General features: G+C 61.4%; 16 protein-coding genes and 1 pseudogene. 5 read left to right on the plus strand and 12 right to left on the minus strand.

Annotation, left to right across the window (positions count from 1 at the left end; all coding sequences use genetic code 11):
• Window positions 1–565: 565 nt before the first annotated feature.
• The 11 genes from pssA to AB4874_RS12405 form a co-directional block, all read right to left on the minus strand.
• Complete coding sequence (gene pssA, locus AB4874_RS12355) at window positions 566–1,297, minus strand: CDP-diacylglycerol--serine O-phosphatidyltransferase (protein ID WP_368392204.1); 732 nt, start codon at window positions 1,295–1,297, stop codon at window positions 566–568.
• A 23-nt stretch (window positions 1,298–1,320) separates the two neighbouring features.
• The gene (locus tag AB4874_RS12360) at window positions 1,321–2,019 is read right to left on the minus strand and encodes a phosphatidylserine decarboxylase (RefSeq protein ID WP_368392205.1); all 699 of its coding nucleotides are present in this window, start codon (window positions 2,017–2,019) and stop codon (window positions 1,321–1,323) included.
• Window positions 2,020–2,203: 184 nt separating this feature from the next.
• Window positions 2,204–2,329, minus strand: coding sequence for a hypothetical protein (locus tag AB4874_RS12365; RefSeq protein ID WP_368392206.1), 126 nt, complete (start codon window positions 2,327–2,329; stop codon window positions 2,204–2,206).
• Window positions 2,330–2,628: 299 nt separating this feature from the next.
• On the minus strand, window positions 2,629–3,711 hold the full coding sequence (mraY, locus tag AB4874_RS12370) for a phospho-N-acetylmuramoyl-pentapeptide-transferase (RefSeq protein ID WP_295532676.1): 1,083 nt from the start codon (window positions 3,709–3,711) through the stop codon (window positions 2,629–2,631).
• Window positions 3,711–5,159: a UDP-N-acetylmuramoyl-tripeptide--D-alanyl-D-alanine ligase gene (locus AB4874_RS12375; RefSeq protein ID WP_368392207.1), complete on the minus strand. Its 1,449-nt coding sequence runs from the start codon at window positions 5,157–5,159 to the stop codon at window positions 3,711–3,713. Before AB4874_RS12375 ends, mraY begins: the two co-directional genes overlap by 1 nt.
• Window positions 5,159–6,640, minus strand: a complete 1,482-nt coding sequence (locus AB4874_RS12380; protein ID WP_368392208.1) for a UDP-N-acetylmuramoyl-L-alanyl-D-glutamate--2,6-diaminopimelate ligase — start codon at window positions 6,638–6,640, stop codon at window positions 5,159–5,161. Before AB4874_RS12380 ends, AB4874_RS12375 begins: the two co-directional genes overlap by 1 nt.
• A 108-nt stretch (window positions 6,641–6,748) precedes the next feature.
• Window positions 6,749–8,563, minus strand: coding sequence for a peptidoglycan D,D-transpeptidase FtsI family protein (locus AB4874_RS12385; protein WP_368392324.1), 1,815 nt, complete (start codon window positions 8,561–8,563; stop codon window positions 6,749–6,751).
• Window positions 8,560–8,907 (minus strand): cell division protein FtsL, encoded by a 348-nt coding sequence (ftsL, locus tag AB4874_RS12390; protein ID WP_295532679.1) that lies wholly within the window; start codon window positions 8,905–8,907, stop codon window positions 8,560–8,562. The genes AB4874_RS12385 and ftsL overlap by 4 nt, the downstream gene beginning before the upstream one ends.
• The gene (gene rsmH, locus AB4874_RS12395) at window positions 8,904–9,914 is read right to left on the minus strand and encodes a 16S rRNA (cytosine(1402)-N(4))-methyltransferase RsmH (protein ID WP_368392209.1); all 1,011 of its coding nucleotides are present in this window, start codon (window positions 9,912–9,914) and stop codon (window positions 8,904–8,906) included. Before rsmH ends, ftsL begins: the two co-directional genes overlap by 4 nt.
• A gap of 3 nt (window positions 9,915–9,917) precedes the next feature.
• Window positions 9,918–10,403 (minus strand): division/cell wall cluster transcriptional repressor MraZ, encoded by a 486-nt coding sequence (gene mraZ / locus AB4874_RS12400; protein WP_295532681.1) that lies wholly within the window; start codon window positions 10,401–10,403, stop codon window positions 9,918–9,920.
• Window positions 10,404–11,122: 719 nt separating this feature from the next.
• Window positions 11,123–12,205: an Mrp/NBP35 family ATP-binding protein gene (locus AB4874_RS12405; RefSeq protein ID WP_295532682.1), complete on the minus strand. Its 1,083-nt coding sequence runs from the start codon at window positions 12,203–12,205 to the stop codon at window positions 11,123–11,125.
• Between the two features lie 344 nt (window positions 12,206–12,549).
• Here AB4874_RS12405 and AB4874_RS12410 point away from each other — a divergent pair, with 344 nt between their 5' ends.
• From AB4874_RS12410 to scpC, 3 genes are all read left to right on the plus strand, one after another.
• Window positions 12,550–12,753: a DUF1127 domain-containing protein gene (locus AB4874_RS12410; protein WP_438273476.1), complete on the plus strand. Its 204-nt coding sequence runs from the start codon at window positions 12,550–12,552 to the stop codon at window positions 12,751–12,753.
• Window positions 12,754–13,464: 711 nt separating this feature from the next.
• Complete coding sequence (locus AB4874_RS12415) at window positions 13,465–14,247, plus strand: 23S rRNA (adenine(2030)-N(6))-methyltransferase RlmJ (protein WP_295532683.1); 783 nt, start codon at window positions 13,465–13,467, stop codon at window positions 14,245–14,247.
• A gap of 146 nt (window positions 14,248–14,393) precedes the next feature.
• Window positions 14,394–15,914, plus strand: a complete 1,521-nt coding sequence (gene scpC, locus AB4874_RS12420; protein ID WP_368392210.1) for a succinyl-CoA:acetate CoA-transferase ScpC — start codon at window positions 14,394–14,396, stop codon at window positions 15,912–15,914.
• Here scpC and mntR read toward each other — a convergent pair.
• Window positions 15,911–16,408, minus strand: a complete 498-nt coding sequence (gene mntR / locus AB4874_RS12425; protein WP_368392211.1) for a manganese-binding transcriptional regulator MntR — start codon at window positions 16,406–16,408, stop codon at window positions 15,911–15,913. The two genes, scpC and mntR, sit on opposite strands and share 4 nt — an antisense overlap.
• A 96-nt stretch (window positions 16,409–16,504) precedes the next feature.
• Here mntR and AB4874_RS12430 point away from each other — a divergent pair, with 96 nt between their 5' ends.
• Together AB4874_RS12430 and AB4874_RS12435 are read left to right on the plus strand one after the other, a co-directional pair.
• Complete coding sequence (locus AB4874_RS12430; protein ID WP_368392212.1) at window positions 16,505–17,794, plus strand: Nramp family divalent metal transporter; 1,290 nt, start codon at window positions 16,505–16,507, stop codon at window positions 17,792–17,794.
• Between the two features lie 144 nt (window positions 17,795–17,938).
• Window positions 17,939–18,694 (plus strand): annotated as a pseudogene (locus tag AB4874_RS12435) (Hint domain-containing protein); the annotation flags it as partial.
• Window positions 18,695–18,767 lie beyond the last annotated feature (73 nt).

Here is an 18,767-nt window from a genome sequence, read left to right on the forward strand (position 1 = left end):
AGTGAAGCTGACACTCATATCATCGGACCGAAATCCTAATGAGCCGATATGCTACGGTTAAACGTCGAAATCGACCAAACCGCCCACATATCTCTTCAGATAAATAGCAATGTCAAAGAGCGTGAGGCCAAAAAGAACCGGAAGCGCTTATCTTTAAGCGCAGCCCGCCCTCAAACCTCGAATTCTTGGTGCCATCCGTTCCAGCGCTGCTGGTCTTTCTGGCGTCCCGTGCGGCGTTGTGTGCCGCTTCGGTGAGGGGACTTCTACGGTTAGTGCCCAAACTCCGCAACCACTTTTTTCACTTCGGGCGCATTTTTTTCTCACCCCCTTTATTTCATTGGTGAAAAATCAGGCGTCTAGCACGGACACGCCGTCAGTGCAGCGCTGCGAAAAGCCGATCGGCGCCGCCTCCCCCAGGGGAAAGCGATTCATCTGCGGGTTTTCGGTGAGTCTTGGGGGCGTTTTGAGCGCGCAATCGGGCGATTCCAAAGCGACTCGCGCGTGCAAGGGTCGTGATATCAGGGAAACGCCTTAGTCATGCCACTCAAAGGCGAGTCGGCCCGACTTAGCCGCGCAGAATCATTCCGCGCGCACGCCAGATCGCGGGCATCAACAGCGCCACATAGATTACGACGATAATCACCATCAGCAGCCAGATCTTGGTGAACACCATGCCCACCGCAATCACCGTTCCGATCAGGGCAAATCCGACAGCCCCCCGCGGGATGCGCAAGGCTTTGGGCGAGAACGTCTTGATCCGCGAGATCATCAGCGTGCCCACCAGCCCGAGCCAAATCGCCACCAGAGCCGGCACAGCGCGCGCGTCCCCGAGATCGGCGAAGGTGACAAACATCGGCAAAAGCGCAAGCCCCGCCCCCGCAGGCGCGGGCACCCCGGTGAAATGACGCATCGATTCGGGCTCGGCGCGCATCACATTGAACCGCGCGAGGCGCAAACAGGCGGCCCCGGTATAGATCAGCACGAAAATCCAACCAAACGCATGGGTCTCTCCCAGCGCGAACCGATACACCAACAGACTGGGCGCGACGCCAAAGCACAGGAAGTCAGACAGGCTGTCGAGTTCCGCCCCAAAATCAGAGGTCGCGTGCAGACGGCGCGCAATCAGCCCGTCCAAGCCATCAATCAGCCCTGCGAGCAGGATCAGCACCACAGCGAATTCGAACCGGTCATCCATCGTAAAGCGGATCGCGGTCAGACCAAGACCCATCCCCGCAATCGTGACCAGATTGGGCACAAGCTGCAAAAACGGCATCCGGTCTTTTTCATGCGGCTCCATTCTGCGCTCCCCTGCCCTGTTGCTTAGCGAACGCCGCCTTGGCGCTGCGGTTCCGTGCCGTCGAGATCGGCGATCACGGTTTCGCCTGCACACATCGTTTGACCAATGCACACCAGCGGCGTCACCCCTTCGGGCAGATAGATATCAAGACGCGAGCCAAAGCGGATCAGGCCAAAGCGCTCACCGCTCATCAGATTCTGGCCCTCTTTGGACCAGCACAGGATGCGCCGCGCCACGAGTCCCGCGATCTGCACCACGCCATATTGCCGCCCATCGGGCAGCGTGACGGCCAGCCCGTTGCGCTCATTATCCGAGCTTGCCTTGTCCAGCGCGGCATTGAAGAACTTGCCAGGGCGATAGGCGATTTTCGAAATCCGCCCCGCTGCGGGCAGCCGGTTCACATGGCAGTTGAACACCGACATGAACACCGAGATCCGCATCATCGGCTGATCGCCCAAGCCCAGCTCGACCGGCGGCACGGCGGGTTCAAGCAATGAGACAACCCCATCCGCAGGCGAGACCATCAGCCCCTCGCGCGTGGGTGTCACCCGATCCGGATCGCGGAAGAAATAGTAACACCACACCGTCAGCCCGACACCGATCCAGCCCAGCGGCTCCCATAGCAGGAACAGCACAAGGGTGATGCCCGCAAAAATGGCGACGAATTTGCGCCCCTCGGGATGCATCGGTTTCACAAAGGTGGAGAGCATAGAGACGGACATGGGGCCTCGCATAAGGTGTTTGCCCCCGTTGCTTAGCCTATGCGGTCGGGCTTGGAAATCCCGTCCATTCGGCTTTGACACATCACGACCGCGCGTGCCCTGCGCATCTGGTGCCCCGCGTTGCCGAGAAGTCGGCTATGTTTAGCACGTGCCGGGGCGCAGGATTGGCCCCGGCACGGCCTGTTCAGGCGTCGGGATTCCCGTTGAGGGGCGAAGACGCAGCGGGGGTCGCGAGGGCCGTCGCGCCCGCGCCACCAAAGCCGCCGACATTCATCATCGTGATGCGGTCGATCTTTTCGGCCGGGCGCATCATCGCCTCAAGGGTCGCGGAAAACGTCCATGCCTGCTCGCAATGACTCTGGCGAGGAAATACCGCTTGGGATGGTAGATCTGTTGCAATAGTGCCCCCTCGCCAGCGCGCCGTTGAGGGGAACACTATTTGACCAAACTCACGCTAAAACTGCGTGCACAAACAGCTATAATTCGACGAAGACTGGGCAAAGCCGTGGCGTTGCAGACGAAACCAGTGACAAGACCAGCCTGATCTGTTGGCAACAGGGCGCGCGTGTCTTGAACGGGATGGGCCGCGCCAAAGGCGCACCCCTGCCTTTAGCGGATTTTCAGTGTCGCCAGTCCGATCAGCGCCAAGATCAGCGAAATGATCCAGAACCGAATGACTATCTGGGGCTCGGACCAGCCCTTTTTCTCAAAATGATGATGGATCGGGGCCATCAGGAACACCCGTTTTCCGGTGCGTTTGAAATAAGCGACTTGAATGATCACCGACAGCGCCTCGACGACGAACAGCCCGCCCACGATGCCAAGGACGATCTCATGCTGGGTGCACACCGCGATCGCGCCCAAGGCACCGCCCAGCGCAAGACTGCCCGTGTCGCCCATGAACACCGCCGCGGGGGGCGCGTTATACCACAAGAACCCAAGCCCGCCGCCCATCAGCGCCGCCGTGAAGATCGCCAATTCCCCCGTGCCGGGCACGAATTGCACGCCCAGATATTCGGTGAAATCGGTGCGCCCGACGACATAGGCAATCGCGCCCAGCGTGCCCGCAGCGATCATCACCGGCATGATCGCCAGCCCATCCAGACCATCCGTCAGGTTCACCGCATTGGCTGACCCGACAATCACGAACATCGCGAAGGGGATGTAGAAATACCCCAGATTGAGCACAACACTTTTGAGGAAGGGCACCTCGACATGACCTGCCAGCTCTGCCGGGTGCAAATACCAGGTGGCCAGCGAGGCGATCAGGGCGAGCAGAAACCCAAGCCCGAGGCGAATCTTACCACTGACACCTTTGGTATTTTGCTTGGAAACCTTGGCGTAATCATCGGCAAAACCAATCGCCGCGTAGCCATAGGTCACCAGCAGGACAACCCAGATATAGCCATTGCTCAGGCGCGCCCAAAGCAGGGTCGAGACCAACAGCGCCGACAGGATCAGGATACCCCCCATCGTGGGCGTGCCTGCCTTGGCAATATGCCCCTCGGGGCCGTCATCGCGAATGGGCTGGCCCTTGCCCTGACGCATCCGCAAGGTGCGGATCAGCCAAGGGCCAAAGATAAAGCCAAACAGCAATGCGGTGAAAAACGCCCCGCCCGCGCGGAAGGTGATATAACGAAACAGGTTAAACGCGCCGCCGCCATCGGACAGATCGGTGAGCCAGTAAAGCATTACTCTTTCCCCCTATGCGCATCGCGCGCGCCGGGCTGGCGCAGTTTCTTCAAAGCCTCGACCACAAGGCTCACCTTTGAGCCTTTGGACCCTTTCACCAACACCACATCGCCGGGATCGACAAGGTGGCGCGCGCGCGCAGCCAATGCTGCGGCGGTCTCAAAATACTCGCCCCGTTTGGCGCGCGGCAGCACATCGCGCAGCGCCGCCATGCGCGGCCCCGCCAGATGCACCACATCGACGCGCGCCATCGCAGGATGTTCCGCAAGGGCTGCGTGCATCGCCCGCTCGTCGGGGCCAAGTTCCAGCATATCGCCCAAGAACGCGATCCGGCGACCCTTGGCGGTGCGCCCGACCCCATCGCGCGGCGTGCTGCCGGCCAGCACCTCAAGGGCGGCCACCATCGAGGCTGGATTGGCGTTGAACGCGTCATCAAACAGATCAAAGCTTTCGCGCTCATCCACGATATCCATATAGATCCGCTGGCGCTGGCCTCGACCCGCCGGGGGCTCCCAAGCGCCGAGATCCATCGCAGCGACCGTTGGATCGCAGCCCGCGGCCTCGGCCAATGCCAAGACGCCAAGGGCGTTAGAGGCAAAATGCGTGCCCGGCGTCATCACCTTGAACAGCATCGGCTTGCCCGCGCGCTCGGCCTGCACCACCGTGGCATCGCCCGCGATATGGGCGCTGATCAGGTGATAATCAGAGCCCGGCGCGGTGCCAAAGGTCACGATCGTTGCAGCCCCCGCTGCGCCTGCGCGCAAAATATCGCTGACCTCAAGTCCGGTGGGGATCACGGCAGTGCCGCCGGACTCCAGCCCCTCAAAGATCGAGGCCTTTTCGCGCGCAATCCCGGCCAGATCGTCAAAAGCCTCAAGATGGGCGGGGGCAATGGTGGTGATCATCGCGGCATGCGGGCGCGCCATTTTCGCCAGCGGCGCGATCTCGCCGGGGTTGGACATGCCGATCTCGATCACCGCGAAATCGGCGTCTTGCGGCAAGCGCGCCAGCGTGATCGGCACGCCCCAGTGGTTATTGAAACTCGCCTCGGCGGCGTGAACGGTGCCATGCGCCGACAGCACTGCGCGCAGCATTTCCTTGCTCGAGGTTTTGCCAACCGAGCCCGTCACCGCCAACACGCGCGCCCGCGCGCGCGCCCGGCCCGCGCGGCCCAGATCTTGCAGCGCGTCCAGCACATCGGGCACGACCAGCAACGCATCGTCTTGCGAACAGCCCTCGGGGATACGCGAAACCAACGCCCCCGCCGCCCCCGCATCCAACGCCGCGCGCACGAAATCATGCCCATCGCGCGCGTCTTTTAGCGCCACGAACAAATCGCCGGGGCGGATCGTGCGAGTGTCGATGGAAATGCCCGTGGCGGCAAAGCGTTGCGTGGCGCGCCCTTGGGTCGCCGCCGCCGCATCCTCAGAGGTCCAGAGCACCGACATCAGATTTTCCCATCCAGAGCGGCCACCGCAAGGCTCGCCTGTTCGACATCATCAAACGGGTAGACATCGCTGCCAATGACCTGCCCGCTTTCATGGCCCTTGCCCATCACAAGCAGCGCATCTCCGGGTTGCAGCGCATCCACGCCGCGCAAGATTGCCTCGGCGCGATCACCCACTTCCATCGCCTCGGGCGCGCCCAGCATCACGGCGGCGCGGATCACGGCGGGGTCTTCCGAGCGCGGGTTGTCATCGGTCACGATCACCAGATCGGCATTCTCATGCGCCGCCTGCCCCATCAGCGGGCGCTTCGTGGCATCACGATCGCCCCCCGCCCCGACAATCGCAATCAGGCGGCCCATCACATGCGGGCGCAGCGCGGATAGCGCGGTTTTCACCGCATCGGGCGTATGGGCATAATCGACGAAGACGGTGGCGCCGTTTTCGCGCGTCGCGGCCAGTTGCATGCGCCCGCGCACGGTGGTCAGGCGCGGCAAGGTGGCGAACACCTCTTCGGCCTCGGCCCCGCACGCAATGGCAAGGGCGGCGGCGCTAAGCACGTTCATCGCCTGAAATCCGCCAATCAGCGGCAGGCGGGTCATCTGCGTCCAGCCCTGCCAGGCAAAGCGCACATCCTGCCCCGTCGCGTCATAGCGCTGCCCGAGAATCTGCATCTCGCAATCATCACCAGTGCCGATCCCGATCAGTTCCTGACCGCGCGCGACGATGTATTTCGCCAACTCGCGCCCCTTGGGATCGTCGAGATTGATCACCGCCGCGCCATCCTCGGGCAGAACGCGGGTGAACAGCCCGGCCTTGGCAGCGAAATAGTCATCAAAACTGGCGTGATAATCGAGGTGATCTTGCGTGAAATTCGTGAACGCCGCCGCCGTCAGCGTCACCCCGTCAAGGCGGCGCTGCGCGAGACCATGCGAGGAGGCCTCCATCGCGGCATGGGTCACACCCGTTTCCGCCATATCGCTGAGCAATCGGTGCAGGGTGATGGGTTCAGGCGTGGTATGGGGCGAGGGTGCGGTATAGCTGCCCTCAACGCCCGTGGTGCCGATATTGGAGGCCTCAAGCCCCAGTTCTTGCCAGATCTGGCGGGTAAATGTGGCCACGCTGGTCTTGCCATTGGTGCCCGTCACCGCGACCACCGTCTCGGGCTGGCGGCCAAACCAAAGCGCCGCCGCAAAGGCCAGCGCCTGACGCGGGTCTTCGGTCACGACAATGGCGACATCGGTGCCCGCAAGTGCTGCGCGCGCCACGCCTTCGCCTGCGCGGTCGGTCAAGACAGCGCCCGCCCCCATACGCAGCGCATAGGGCACAAATTCAGCGCCGTGCATATTGCTTCCGGGAAGGGCTGCGAACAGATGGCCGGGCTTGACCTGACGGCTATCCACCGACAGCCCCGAGACCGGACGGTCCGGCCCGTTCAACGGCGTCAGCCCCAACTCGCTTAGCATCTTGGTGCCTGCGGCCATATCGTTTTATTCCTCACTCAGCCCGCAGTTCTTATCATGGCCCGGTCTGCCAAGGTCAAGGCGGCGGGACGCACTGGGCACGGCTCTGTGTGCGACCGTGTGCCCGGCTTAGTCGGCTTTCACCAGCGAGATCCCGTCCAGCACATCGGGGGTCGTCGGTTCCGGGCGCAGACCCATCAGGGGCGCGACGCGGCGGATCACCTCGGCGGCGACGGGCACAGCCGTCCAGCCTGCGGTGCGCCGCGGGGTCTTGCCCGAGGTATCAGAGGGTTCGTCCAGCGTCAGCACCAGCACATATTTCGGGTTCGTGACCGGGAATACTCCGGCGAAGGTCGAGATCACCTTCTTGTCGTAATAGCCCCCTTGCGGGTCGGGCTTGTCGGCGGTGCCGGTCTTGGCGGCGACCTGATAGCCCGCGACATCGCCATAGCTGGCCGTGCCCCGAGTCACCACGGCGCGCATCATCGCCAGCACTTTGCGCGCCACGTCCGGCGCAACGACCTGCGCCCCCTCAGGAGCGCCGAATTGCTGTTTCACCTCTTTGCGCGGACCGCCTTTCGCAATCAGCGTGGGCAGCACCCGCTTGCCACCATTGGCAATCGTGGCATAGGCAGCGGCGAGATGCAGCGGGCTGTCGGACAGGCCGTGACCATAGCCGATCGTCATCGAAGACATCTCAGACCACTTACTCGGCACGATCGGACGCCCCGTGGGGGCCTCGATCAGCTCGACCGGGGTCGGCTCAAGCAGGCCCAGCTTACCCAAAAACGCCTTTTGCGCTGCGGGACCGATCTTTTGCACGATATGAGCGGTGCCGATATTGGACGATTCCACAAGGATATCGGTGACCGAAAGCTGCTTGCCGTAATTGTGGAAGTCATGGATCGTAAAGCCGCCAAAGCGGAACGGCTTGGTGTCGATCATCGTGTTTGGCGTCACCAACCCTTCGCCCAAAGCCTGCGCCACAGCGAAGATCTTGAAGGTCGAGCCAAGTTCATACACGCCCTGCACAGCGCGATTGAACAGCGGGCTGTCCGAAGGGTCGCCCTTGAGCAGCGGCGCGGGACGATCATTGGGGTCGAAATCGGGCAGGCTCGTCATCGCGACGATCTCTCCGGTCTTGACCTTCATCAGCACGGCCGTCGCGCCCTTGGCATGCATCAGCTTCATGCCACCTGCCAGCACATCTTCCAGTGCGGTTTGCACCGTCAGGTCAATCGACAGGCGCAGCGGCTTGCCGCCATTGGCCGGGTCGCGCAGCCAGCTATCATAGTCTTTCTCAATCCCCGCGACGCCCAGAATCTCGGCCGAATTGACCCCCTGAGCGCCATAGCGCGCGCCGCCCAGAATATGGGCCGCCAAATGACCGTTGGGATAAAGGCGCATCTCGCGCGGGCCAAACAGCAGCCCCGGATCGCCGATGTCATGCACCGCTTGCATCTGCTCGGGCGAGATCTGCTTTTTGATCCAGACGAATTTGCGCCCGCCCGTGAAATCCTTGATCAACCGGTCGCGGTTGAGATCGGGGAAAATCTTGACCAGCTTGTCGATTGTGCCCATCGGATCAATCATCAGCGGCGGCTGGGCATAGAGCGCATGCGTCAGCAAGTTGGTCGCCAGAACGCGGCCCTTATCATCCACAATATTGGCGCGCTGCGCGGAGATCGCCACACGCGGACCATCGGTTTGGGGCTCTTCGGGGCGCGCGGCGGCAAACGACCCCATCCGCAGACCCACCGTCAGAAACGCCGCCAGAAACAGCACCGACATCACCAAAAGACGCCCCTCGGCGCGCTGGCGGGCATCATCGCGCGTGACTTCGCCGCGCAGACGGCGGTTTTCGCGCTCGATCGCATCGGTATTTTCGCCTTTGGCGCGCGCGTTCAGGATGCGAGCAAGCGGGCGAAGCGGCGTGCGCATCAGCGATCCTCCTGCGGGGCGCTGCTGACCTCGATCGGGGCCGAGATCGGCTCCATCTGCGGGGTCGGATAGGCGATTTCGGCCACGGTGCCGAATTGCTCGGGCGTCATCGGCAGCAGTTTGAGCGCGGTGAAATTCAGATTAACAAGTTCGCGTAACCGCTTGGGGCGGTTCAAATAAGCCCATTCGGCATTGAGCACCGACAGCCCCTCGTTCAACGACGCAATTTCACGGTTGAGATCGCGCAGATTATCGACGCGATCCTGCGTGTCGTAATTGACGTGATAGGCCCAGAACGCAAGCGCCATGACCCCCAAAGCCGTAGCAAGATAAGCAAGATGTCTCAACGGCGGCGTCCTTTCTTCGATCCGACGACCAGCCCGGGCAGGCCCAACTGGCTGCGGTCGGTGGCGATGGCGGGTGCATCGGTGCGCCGCGCCACGCGCAGCCGTGCCGAGCGCGCACGCGGGTTGATCGCCAGCTCTTCATCATCGGGGCCATCGCCCTTGACGGTAATCTCGAATGCGGGAACGCGGGTGTCGCCCATCGGGGCATGGCGCGAACCGCCGCCCCCGGTCGAAGCGCGCGCCGCCATAAACCGTTTGACCACCCGATCTTCGAGCGAGTGAAAGCTGACCACGGCGAGTTGCCCGCCGGGTTTGAGCGCACGTTCTGCGGCCTCCAGCCCCGCGATCAGCTGGCCAAATTCGTCATTCACCGCGATGCGGATCGCCTGAAAGCTGCGCGTGGCGGGGTGACTTTGACCGGGCTTGGGGCGCGGCAGGCAAGATTCGATCACCTGCACAAGCTTCGCTGTGGTCTCAAACGGGGTGCCTTGGCGCGCGGCCACAATCGCCTTGGCGATGCGGCGCGAGGCGCGTTCTTCGCCATATTGGAACAGGATATCGGCCAGCTCGGCCTCATCCAGACTATTGACCAGATCGGCGGCCGAGGGGCCCTCTTGCGACATCCGCATATCGAGCGGGCCGTTGCGCATGAAGGAAAACCCGCGCTCGGCCTGATCGAGCTGCATCGAGGAGACGCCCAGATCCAGAACGATCCCATCGAGCGGCACATCGCTATAGCGGTCCATGTCAGAAAATGTGCCTTCGACCAGCTCCAGCCGGTCGCCATATTCATCGCGCCAGCTTTGCGCCATCTTGAACACGGCGGGATCGCGATCAACGCCGATCACCTTATCCGCGCCTGCCTCAAGCAGACCGCGCGTGTAGCCCCCTGCCCCGAAAGTGCCATCCATCCAGGTTCCCGAGACCGGCGCAACCGCCTTGAGCAGCGCGCGCAACAGCACGGGAACATGGGGGGGCGCGGTTGGTTTGGCGTCCCGATCCGACATCGCTCACTCCGCGTATAGCAAGCTGAGGGGGTCGAAATCTTCACCCTGCTCTTCGACCCAAGTCTCGGTCTGTGCCGCGTCAACGGCGTCGAAGGTTTCGGGTTTCCAGATTTCAAAGGTCTCACCGACCCCGGTGAATTTCGCCTCGCCCTCCAGCGCAATCTTCGTGCGCAGCGCGGCGGGCAATACCAGACGCCCATCCGGGTCAACCTCGGTCGGGTGCGATTTCGACAGCACGAGACGTTGCAGCATCACGCGGTTTTTCGACCCGCGCGGCATCGCGGCGATATCCGCGGCCAAAGTCTCAAAGGCTGTTTGGGTGTAGACTTGCAGCATTTTCTGGCTGTCAGAGCCGAACACGATAACCATGCGCGGGCGGTCTACATTGGGGCGCTGGGGGTCGCCCTCTTCGAGCTCACGACGAAACAGGGCGGGAATCGACACGCGACCCTTGCTGTCCACCTTGAAGGTGTATTCGCCTATGAACATGCCCGCCAAACCGCGCGCTCCTTAACCTGTCCCTGACCCGAAGGCCCCGAATGGAAAACGGCGGACTGAGCTGCTGCCACTGCTCAATCCGCCGCCCTCGTCCCATCACTGGGTATGTCCGACTACACGCGCCACCTGGGGGGATGTCTGCTCGCCCGCGCGCCGGATCTCTTTGTTTTCGTGAAGCGAGAGCCTGTATGAAACCTGCATTTCGCCGTGAGGTCTTAGTGCCTCGTTTGTTTTCGCTTCCGATGAACAAGGGATGCCACGGGAATTCATGGCACGCAACAAAAAACTTGCTCTTTTTGACCTAGATGTTGCGGCGGAGTCGCCTTAAAAACAAAGTTTAGTAGGTGAATTCTACTAACTGTTGACGCCACGTCGGCGAATAACACCACATATAGATAAAAATTAGTTCCAAATTTTTTCCGATTTTTCCCCATAAAATCCCAGAATGCGCCCCGATCCCCCCGGATCACCCCCTCAGAGCCAAACATCACACCCCATCACGCAACCGTGATTCGGCCATATTCAACGTGATAAGCGCGTGACTCCTCCGAATCTCGGCGCGAAATGACGTCACGGACCGAAAACACCCCCGTGACTTCCCATATACTGTGCCATGAATTCCCATGCCTCACCCAAACGCCGCGTCAGATAGAAAAACGGCGCCCCAAAAGGACGCCGCTTTCCCTCTCTATATGATACCCTTTTCGCGGTCAGATCAGCCCTTGAGCGATCAAGCCCTGCGCCAATACAGCGTAACTCTGCGCAGCCGGCCCCTCCCCCGAAGCGATCGGCGTACCCGAATCTCCGGCCAATCGCACCTCAAGGTCGAGCGGCAACGCGCCAAGGAAGGGCAGATCCAGCCGCGCCGCCTCGGCAGCAACCCCACCATGGCCAAACAGATGCGCCTCATGCCCGCAATTGGGACAGATATAGGTAGACATGTTTTCGATCAGTCCGACGATGGGGGCCTTGAGGCGGCGGAACATGTCGATTGCCTTCTTGGCATCCAACAGCGCCACGTCCTGCGGGGTGGATACGATGATCGCGCCGTCCAGCGTGGTTTTCTGACACAAGCTAAGCTGCACGTCCCCTGTCCCGGGCGGCAGGTCGATCAACAGCACGTCCAGCGGGCCATATTCGTCCCATTTCACCTGAAACAGCATCTGTTGCAGCGCGCCCATCAACATCGGACCGCGCCAGATCACCGCCTCATCCTCTTTCAGCATCAAGCCGATCGACATCAAGGTGACGCCATGGGCCTGCAACGGCAGGATCGTCTGGCCATCGGGAGAGGCGGGGCGCTTCGTGGCGCCCATCATGCGTGGCTGCGAGGGGCCATAGATATCGGCATCCAACAGCCCGACCTTCTTGCCCGCGCGCGCCAGCGCGACGGCAAGGTTTGAGGAGACGGTGGATTTCCCCACCCCCCCCTTACCCGAGCCAATCGCGAGAATCGTTTTCACGCCGGGTACTTTTTGCGGCCCCGATTGCGGCTTGGCATGACCGCCAATCGCGGGGCCTTTTTGCTGTTGCGCCGTGTTGCCAAGCCCGCGCGGCGGGCCTGCGGGCACAACGACCGTCACGCTAATAATACCGGGCAGCGCGCGCACAGCCGCCTCGAGCGCGGGACGCATCGCCTCCAGTTCGGGCTGCGCCGCCCCTTCCAGCACGAATCGCACCGTGCCGTCCTGCACCGCCAACGCGCGCACCAGATCGCGACTCACCACATCGCCACCGCCAGGCAAAGCCACCCCTTGCAGCGCCGACAGCACCTCTTCTTTGCCCAAAGCCATGCAAATTTCTCCTTGCTCATTTTCCGGGCGCAGATGTCTTGCTGACCCGTTTCGCGCCGACTGTGGCGTTTTTGCCTCGGGGTTCAAGGGGCGAACCTATCTGAAAGGTCAGGAAACCCACCGCCAAAACTGAAGCTGCGCACATATCTTGCCGAAATGGCCCCGAAATGGGTCAGAATCGGTTATGCATTTTCTGCATAGCGGCATTGCCCACCTCCGCCATTGTGCAATCGCAGCATTCACCTCATCTTAAGGCCAACGCGATAGAAAACGCATCGTAACAGACACGGGCCTCAAGACGGAAAATCCGCACGGGCCCAGTAGGAAAGAGTGAGGCTAAAGCAATGGCACTCGTACAAGACATTCGTATCTCTGAACATGGCCTAAGCGGCGTCATGACCAAAATTTCCGAGGCGCTGGCACGTCGTAAAGTGTACCGCCAGACGTTGAGCGAACTGCGTTCGCTGAATGGGCGTGAGCTGGACGATCTGGGGCTGCATGCCTCGATGATCACCCGCGTGGCCTATGAGGCCGCATACGGTAAGTAATTGAATTCCTGAGCCTCTCCTCCTCCTCCCTGAGGCTCGGAAATCGGCGACACCCTCTCTCCTCCTCCCTGAGGGTGTCGCCACAAAGATACCGGCCCGACTTGGCGCGATGCCTTGATGCCGGAACGAGCTGCTCGGTTCCCTCTCCTCCTCCCTGGGAATCGCGCTGAGAAGGCGGCGAGCTCTCTCCTCCTCCCTGAGGTCGCCGCCTATTCTTCAGCGGGCAAACTGCGACAGGCTGTCGCATGCTGCAGCGCAGCACTTGAACACCGGAGCAAATGCTCCACTTTAATACGAAAGGCCCTCTCCTCCTCCCTGGGCCGATCGTTTCGGCGGCACCCTCTCTCCTCCTCCCTGAGGGTGTCGCCACAAGGAATACCGAGGGTCCTCTCCTCCTCCCTGGACCCGAGGCTGCGATGTCACTCCTCTCCTCCTCCCTGGAGTGGCGTCGATCATACCGAAGGGTCTCTCCTCCTCCCTGAGACCCGAGGTAGCTAAAGACGGCGGCACCCTCCTCCTCCCTGGGTGCCGCCGTTTTTTTGTGTCTGGAGCTGCGTTAGGGGTGCTGCCCCCGTCGCCGGATGGCGACATGTGCAAACAAAAAGGGGCGCTGCCCCCGGCCTGCGGCCTCCCCCGGAGTATTTCTTGCTAGATGAAGGGGGCTTGCGCGTGCCCGGCCGGGCGGGCAGGTAGTCTGCAAGGAGTTTGCCGATGCTGTCTTATCAACACGCCTATCACGCGGGAAATCTGGCCGATGTGCACAAGCATGCGCTATTGGCTTGCGCGCTTGACTATCTGACGCGCAAGGACAAGCCGCTGAGCTATATCGAGACCCATGCCGGGCGCGGGTTGTATGCGCTGGATGGGGCGGAAGCCGTGAAAACCGGCGAGGCGGCGGCGGGGATTGCGCGGATTGCCGATCTGGACTGGTTTGCGCCCGAGCACCCCTATGCGCGCGCGCTGGAAACGGTGCGCGCGGCGCATGGTGCGCAGGCCTATCCCGGTTCGCCGCTGATCGCGCAAGCGCTGTTGCGGCGCAGCGATACGCTGCATCTGTGCGAATTGCATCCGCAGGAATATGAGGCCCTGCGCGAGGCGATCGGGCGCAGGCGCGCGATCTTGCATAAGGCGGATGGGTTGGAGATGGCGATTTCGCTGAGCCCACCAACGCCACGGCGCGGATTGATGTTGATTGATCCCTCTTATGAGGTGAAATCCGATTATGATGCGATCCCGCGTGTCATGGCGCAGGTCTCAAAAAAGTGGAACGTTGGGGTGATCGCGCTTTGGTATCCGCGTCTGGCCTCGGGGATGCAACGCGCGATGGTGGCAAATTTGGCCGCGAATTTCCCCGATGCGTTGAGCCATGAGGTCGATTTTCCACCGGCGCGGGACGGACATGGCATGATTGGCTCGGGGATGTTCGTGATCAATCCGCCTTGGGGATTGGCGGATGAGGCCAAGCGGTTATCGACGCTGTTTGCCGCGCTCTAACGTGCCTATTCAGTCAGAGATTGGAGCCATGCAAACAGCGCATAGCTGATCCAGCATGGACAATCCCCCTGCGGCGCGCAATTTTTCCGCGAAACGGCTGCATGCAATGGCATACGGCTGCCACAAGGTCAGAAAGAGGACGCGCCTTGTCCAACAACCCGCGCCTGCGCCACCCCAAATTTCGCGAAAAGCTTATGAGCGCCGAGGATGCAGCGATGCTGATCGCGCCCGGTGCGGTGATCGGCATGAGCGGGTTTACCGGTTCGGGCTATCCCAAGGCCGTCCCCCAGGCGCTCGCCAAACGGATCGAGGGCGAGCACGCCGCAGGACGCCCATTCAAGGTGTCGATCTGGACGGGCGCTTCGACGGGGCCCGAATTGGACGGCGCGCTGGCAAAGGCAGATGGCATCGAATTTCGCCTGCCCTACAACTCTGACCCGATCGCGCGCGAGCGTATCAACAAGGGCCAGATGCAATATTTCGACATGCATCTCAGCCAAGTCGCGCCGATGGCGTGGATGGGTTTCCTTGGCAAGCTTGATACAGCGGTGATCGAGATTTCGGGCGTCACCGAGGATGGCGCACTGATCCCGTCGTCTTCGATCGGCAACAACATGACGTGGCTGGAGCAGGCCGATCAAGTCATCCTTGAGGTCAATAGCTGGCAGTCCGAGGCGCTCAACGGGATGCATGACATCTATTACGGCACCGCCCTGCCCCCCAATCGCGTGCCGATCCCGCTGATCAAGCCCGATGACCGGATCGGGCAAATGCATTTTCGCGTGGATCCCGACAAGATCGTGGCGGTGGTTGAGACGGACGGACCAGATCGCAACGCCCCCTTTAGCCCACCCGATGCGGTGGCCGAAGCGATTGCTGCGAACATCATCGACTTCCTCGCCAATGAGGTGAAACTGGGCCGCATTCCACGTGGTCTGTTGCCGCTGCAATCGGGTGTGGGCAATGTTGCCAATGCGGTGATGGCGGGTTTGATCGAGGCTCCCTTTGACCAGATGACCGCCTTTACCGAGGTCATTCAGGACGGCATGCTGGACATGATCGAGGCAGGCAAGCTGCGCATGGCCAGCGCCACGGCGTTTTCGCTATCGCCAGAAAAAGCGCAGTATTTCAACGATAACGCGCAGGCCTTTCGCGATAAGCTGATTTTGCGCCCGCAAGAGATCAGCAATCATCCGGAACTGGTGCGTCGCCTTGGCTGCATCGCGATGAATGGGATGATCGAGGCTGATATTTACGGCAATGTGAATTCCACGCAGATCATGGGATCGCGCATTCAGAACGGCATTGGCGGCTCGGGCGATTTCGCGCGCAACGGCTATGTGTCGATCTTCATGACACCCTCGGTGGCGAAGGGTGGCAAGATTTCTGCGATCGTGCCGATGGCCGCGCATGTCGATCATATCGCGCAAGACGTGCAGGTGATCGTGACCGAACAGGGGCTGGCCGATCTGCGCGGTCTCTCGCCGCGTCAGCGCGCCGAAAAGATCATCACCAACTGCGCCCACCCCGCCTATCGCGACATGTTGCGTGACTATTATGAGCGCGCCAAGAAAGGTTCGTTCGGGGGGCACGCGCCCAATCTGCTGGGAGAGGCGCTGAGCTGGCACGAACGCTTCGTGCAAAGCGGCTCAATGCTACCCGATTAATCCGTTTTGCGGGTCAGATAGGCTTCGAACGCCGCCAAAGTGCGGCTGGAAACGTGGTGCTCGATGCCCTCGGCATCGAGTTCGGCGACCTCGTCGGGCACGCCCACGGCACGCAGCAGCGCCACGACCACCCGGTGACGCGCGCGCACGCTTTCGGCCATCGCCTCGCCTTCTTCGGTCAAAAACACCCCGCGATAGGGGCGCGATACCGCCAGCCCCTCGCGCTTGAGCCGCGCCACCGCCTTGGTTGCCGTGGGATGCGCCACGCCCAGACGCGCCGCCAAATCGGTGATGCGCGCCTCGCCGAATTCCGCCGCGAGATCCGAGATCATCTCAACGTAATCTTCCGTCAGCGCCCGCGAGGCGGCCTGTCTGGCACGGTCAAAGCCCTTGGTCTGGGTCGGATCTGTCTCGGTCATCGGCAAGCCTTTCGGGGCCTGTTTCGTAGCGTGCTGGCGCTGCCCTGCCAAGGGAAACTTGTATCTGGGTGACACTCTTTCAGCATTGAAATTAGCCCCTTGATAAAATTGTAGCCAAGGCTACATTCCGCAAGACTTTTGTTTTTGATCGCCCCGACAGAAAGCCCCCCCATGAGCACACACGGCCTTTCAGACCGCACCCGCCTCAAGATGTCAGATGTTCTGGCCGGGCGCAGACGTGGCGGTTTGCTGTTGTTCTTTGGCCCTGCGGTGATTGCATCGGTCGCCTATATGGACCCCGGCAATTACGCGACCAATATCGAGGCAGGCGCGGGCTATGGCTATGGGCTGCTTTGGGTGGTGGTTGTAGCGAATATGATCGCGATGCTGTTTCAGGCGCTTTCGGCCCGCGTCGGGATCGTGTCGGGGATGAACCTGGCCGAGCTGTCGCGCGAACATTTCCCCCGTCCGGCTGTAATCGCGATGTGGATCGTGTCGGAAATCGCCGCGATGGCCACCGATCTGGCAGAGTTCTTGGGCGGTGCGCTGGGGCTGTCGCTGCTATTTGGCTGGCCGCTGATCTGGGGCATGGGGGTGACGGCCATCGTGACCTACGCGATCTTGATGTTCGAACGCGGCGGCTTTCGCCCGATGGAGTTGGTGATCGGCGCTTTGGTGATGATCATTGGGGCGAGCTACCTGATCGAGATGTTCATCGCCCCCGTCGATTGGGCTGGCGTTCTGATGGGGATTGGCACGCCCGATCTGCCCGATGCGCGAGCGCTGACCATCGCGGTGGGCATCATCGGCGCGACCGTCATGCCACATGCGATTTTCCTGCATTCCGGGCTGACCCAACATCGCGCCGTCACCAAGGATCCGTCTGAAAAGAAACGCATTGTGCGCTTTTCCAACATTGAGGTGATCATCGCGCTCGCGCTGGCGGGAATGGTGAATATGGCGATGGTGATCATGGCGGCCTCGGCCTTTCATCAAGGCCATTCCGACGTCGCCGAGATCGAGACCGCCTATCACACGCTGACGCCGCTTTTGGGCGGGGCGGCGGCGGCGGCGTTTCTGGTGTCGCTGATCGCCTCGGGCGTGTCGAGCTCGGTGGTGGGTACAATGGCGGGCCAGATGATCATGCAAGGTTTTATTCGCCGCCAAATTCCGGTCTGGTTGCGCCGCGCAATCACCATGCTGCCCGCCTTTGTCGTGGTGGCGATGGGCGTGAACACGACCGAGGCGCTGGTGATGAGCCAAGTGGTTCTGTCGATCGCCCTGCCCGTGCCGATGGTCGCGCTGATCTTGTTTGCGCGTCGGCGCGATGTGATGGGCGAGTTTGTCGTGCAGGGCCCGGTTTTGTGGCTGGCCGGATTGGGCGCGGGCTTGGTTTTGGCGCTGAACTTCGTGCTTTTGTGGCAGATGGCAGGGTTTGCTGTGCCGGGGCTTTCCAGCTAATATTTGCCGATAACCATTTGACAACTATAATCGTTTACAGTGACGGCTCCCTTCGTAGGAACCCGTCTGATGTCTATGATCATCTACGCCATTGATGAACAGTTTGCCGTATCCACGGGCAGCAACGTCAACTCGTCGGCGGGCATGTCTACCTTCGATTATCCACCAAACTCATCAAAGGATTTGGTGATTGAATCGCATCCCGGTGATCCAACGCCGTTCGTTTTCTCACCGGGTGACACCTATACGGTCAGCTTTGCTGGACATGGCGGCACAACGATATCAGACGCCACGGTGCTGCGATCAGATTACATCGACTATGACGGGGATCAGGGCCACGCTATCGTCTTTGAAGGGCTCGATGGAAACGGCGACCTTACGCAAGTGGCTTGGTCGCCGGATTTCAATCTGGAAGACTGGTATTGGTACAACTTCCATGCGGGCAATCCACCGGGATTTTACACCACGGACCAATCCGCAACGACCGAATATCAAGCCCCCTGTTTTGAGGCCAGCACTTTGATTGCGACGCCAGATGGCCTGCGCCGCGCCGATACGTTTAGCGCGGGGGACTGGGTGGTGACACATGATGGCGGCCCGCGTCAGATCCGCTGGGTGTCGCGCCGCCGCGTGCGCGCGATGGGACGGGGCGCCCCGATCTGGTTTGAGCGCGGCGTTCTCGGCAATCATCTGCCCCTTGAATTAAGCCGCCAGCATCGCGTTTTATTGCAAACCCCGCTGGCGCAGGCCGCCTATGGTCAAGATCAGGTGCTGGTGCCCGCATTGGCCCTGGTCAACGGCGCAACCGTGCGTCCCGCGCCCCGCGCGCAGGTCATGTATGTGCATCTTCTGCTGGATGATCATGCCCTTGTCACGGCGTCCGGTGCACTTTGTGAAACCCTGTTGATGGGCGAAATGACGGCGCGCATCTTACCCGATCCACAAGCTCCGGGCCTTACCCCGGCGCTTGCAA

This window comes from Thioclava arctica, assembly GCF_040892615.1.
GTDB lineage: Bacteria > Pseudomonadota > Alphaproteobacteria > Rhodobacterales > Rhodobacteraceae > Thioclava > Thioclava arctica.

What these genes read in the sequence shown, in the direction of transcription:
- pssA (WP_368392204.1), bottom strand. Translation starts at nt 1,297, where the DNA reads ATGGAGCCGCATGAAAAAGACCGGATGCCGTTTTTGCAGCTTGTGCCC.
- AB4874_RS12360 (WP_368392205.1), bottom strand. Translation starts at nt 2,019, where the DNA reads ATGTCCGTCTCTATGCTCTCCACCTTTGTGAAACCGATGCATCCCGAG.
- AB4874_RS12365 (WP_368392206.1), bottom strand. Translation starts at nt 2,329, where the DNA reads ATGCGCCCGGCCGAAAAGATCGACCGCATCACGATGATGAATGTCGGC.
- mraY (WP_295532676.1), bottom strand. Translation starts at nt 3,711, where the DNA reads ATGCTTTACTGGCTCACCGATCTGTCCGATGGCGGCGGCGCGTTTAAC.
- AB4874_RS12375 (WP_368392207.1), bottom strand. Translation starts at nt 5,159, where the DNA reads ATGTCGGTGCTCTGGACCTCTGAGGATGCGGCGGCGGCGACCCAAGGG.
- AB4874_RS12380 (WP_368392208.1), bottom strand. Translation starts at nt 6,640, where the DNA reads ATGGCCGCAGGCACCAAGATGCTAAGCGAGTTGGGGCTGACGCCGTTG.
- rsmH (WP_368392209.1), bottom strand. Translation starts at nt 9,914, where the DNA reads ATGTCGGATCGGGACGCCAAACCAACCGCGCCCCCCCATGTTCCCGTG.
- mraZ (WP_295532681.1), bottom strand. Translation starts at nt 10,403, where the DNA reads ATGTTCATAGGCGAATACACCTTCAAGGTGGACAGCAAGGGTCGCGTG.
- AB4874_RS12405 (WP_295532682.1), bottom strand. Translation starts at nt 12,205, where the DNA reads ATGGCTTTGGGCAAAGAAGAGGTGCTGTCGGCGCTGCAAGGGGTGGCT.
- AB4874_RS12410 (WP_438273476.1), top strand. Translation starts at nt 12,550, where the DNA reads ATGGCACTCGTACAAGACATTCGTATCTCTGAACATGGCCTAAGCGGC.
- AB4874_RS12415 (WP_295532683.1), top strand. Translation starts at nt 13,465, where the DNA reads ATGCTGTCTTATCAACACGCCTATCACGCGGGAAATCTGGCCGATGTG.
- AB4874_RS12430 (WP_368392212.1), top strand. Translation starts at nt 16,505, where the DNA reads ATGAGCACACACGGCCTTTCAGACCGCACCCGCCTCAAGATGTCAGAT.